Below are 2,428 nucleotides of genomic sequence, written 5' to 3' on the forward strand. Positions count from 1 at the left end.
CGGTTTTGTGAAAAAGCTGATGCAACTTTTTTCCAAACACAAAAATGCCGAAATCCACGTCTTTAAAAGATTTCGGCGTTTTTTTATATTACTTATTATTTGTGCAAAAACTAACAGTCCCCCACACACTCTGATAAAATACCCCCTTTCCCCTCCATCCGTCCACATCATGCCACGACACCCCTACCGCCGCCTGCGCCCCGCCAAGTCCGACCTGCCCGAAGTCGGCATTTCCGAAGAAGGCAACATCCGCTCGTTGCATCTAGGCAGCGACACCATCCAAAGCTCGATGAACCTCGACCATCCCGCCGAACTGGTTTTGTCGTACAGCCGCGCGATGATGGGCTGGCTTCTGTTTGCGGAAGAAACGCCGAAACACATCACCCAAATCGGCTTGGGCGGCGGCTCGTTCGCACGCTGGATAGACAGCTACCTGTCCGACACTAAGCAAACCGCCGTGGACATCAACCCGCAGGTCATCGCCGTCGCCCGCAGCCTGTTCGAGCTGCCGTTTGAAGGGGAAAACTTTGAAATCGTCGAAGCAGACGGCGCGGAATACATTAAAGTGTTCCGCCACAATACCGACGTAATTCTGGTAGACGGCTTCGACGGCGAACAAATCATCGACGCGCTGGTGGAAGAACCCTTCTTCCAAGACTGCCGCAACGCCCTCTCGCCCGACGGCGTATTCGTGACCAACTGGTGGAGCGGCGACAAACGCTACCAACGCTTCGTCGAACGCCTGCTCAACGTCTTCGAAGGCCGCGTGCTGGAGCTGCCCGCCGAAAGCCACGGCAATATGGCGGTGATGGCGTTCCAAAGCAGCCCGAAAGAGCAAAACCTCGACAAACTGAAAAAACGCGCGGAAAAATTAAGCGGACAATACGGCTTGGATTTCAAACGGATGTTGAGCGATTTGAAAGCAAACAACCCTAACAACGGCAAACATTTTTATCTGTGAGATGAACAGGTCGTCTGAAAACCTAAAACCGCCGACACATAAAATTTCAGATAACCTCCACCTACCCACTCCCCTTATCCGTTCATTTCATATCTGAATTGGGCTATAATACCGCCCGACACACACCATTCCGCAAAACACCCTCCCCATGCAACTCACCGCCGTCGGACTCAACCATCAAACTGCGCCCCTGAGCATACGCGAAAAATTAGCATTCGCCGCCGAGCATCTCCCCGATGCCGTTCGCGCTTTGGCACACAGTCCGGCCGCTGACGAAGCTGTTATCCTATCTACGTGTAACCGTACCGAGCTCTATTGCGTCGGCAATACAGAGCGGATTATTGAATGGCTCGCCGAATATCATAATCTCCCTGTCGAAGAAATCCGTCCCTACCTCTACACTTTAGACAACAACGAAACCATCCGACACGCCTTCCGCGTAGCCTGCGGGCTGGATTCCATGGTATTAGGGGAACCGCAAATCCTCGGACAAATCAAAGATGCCGTCCGTATCGCCCAAGAGCAGGAAAGCATCAATTCACACCTCAATGCGCTGTTCCAAAAAACCTTCTCAGTAGCCAAAGAAATCCGTACCGATACCGCCGTCGGTGAAAATTCCGTATCTATGGCATCCGCCTCGGTCAAAATGGCGGAACAAATTTTCCCCGACATTGCCGATTTGAATGTTTTATTTATCGGCGCGGGCGAAATGATTGAATTGGTAGCTACCTACTTTGCCGCGAAAAACCCCAAACTGATTACCGTCGCCAACCGCACCCTGCCCCGTGCGCAAGAATTATGCGACAAACTCGGCATTACTGCCGAACCTCACCTGCTGACCGACCTGCCTGAAATTTTGCACGAATACGATGTCGTCGTTTCTTCAACCGCCAGCCAGCTTCCATTGGTCGGCAAAGGCATGGTTGAACGCACTTTGAAACAACGCCATAACATGCCTGTTTTCCTATTGGATTTGGCCGTCCCCAGAGACATCGAAGAAGAAGTGGGCGAACTTGGAGATGCCTATCTTTATACCGTCGACGATATGATGAACATCGTCCAAAGCGGTAAAGAATCACGGCAAAAAGCCGCCGCAGCCGCCGAAGCCATGGTTGAAGAAAAAGTCGGCGAATTTATCCAACAACAAAAAAGCCGCCAAAGCGTCCCGCTTATCCGCGCACTTCGCGACGAGGGCGAGCGCGCCCGCAGACAAGTACTAGAAAATGCAATGAAACAACTGGCAAAAGGCACGTCCCCAGAAGAAGTCCTCGAACGCCTCTCCATCCAACTGACCAATAAACTGCTCCATTCCCCTACCCGAACCCTCAATAAAGCAGGCTCGACCGACAGTGATCTTGTAGAAGCCGTTGCCCAAATTTATCATTTAGACAAAAATGATTGAAGCTATAAAATATAAGGGTCGTCTGAAATCCTAAAAGGGATTTCAGACGACCTGAGACCTTTGCA

General features: G+C 51.4%; 2 protein-coding genes. Both read left to right on the forward strand.

Annotated elements, in window-relative coordinates; translation table 11 throughout:
* The first annotated feature begins 169 nt into the window (after nt 1–169).
* A complete protein-coding gene (locus tag HMPREF3066_RS07345; protein ID WP_070441678.1) occupies nt 170–961 on the forward strand; it encodes a polyamine aminopropyltransferase in 792 nt (263 codons plus the stop codon).
* 148 nt (nt 962–1,109) lie between these two features.
* Complete coding sequence (hemA, locus tag HMPREF3066_RS07350) at nt 1,110–2,363, forward strand: glutamyl-tRNA reductase (protein WP_070441681.1); 1,254 nt, start codon at nt 1,110–1,112, stop codon at nt 2,361–2,363.
* Nucleotides 2,364–2,428 lie beyond the last annotated feature (65 nt).

The organism is Neisseria sp. HMSC03D10, assembly GCF_001807625.1.
GTDB classification, from domain to species: Bacteria; Pseudomonadota; Gammaproteobacteria; order Burkholderiales; family Neisseriaceae; genus Neisseria; species Neisseria mucosa.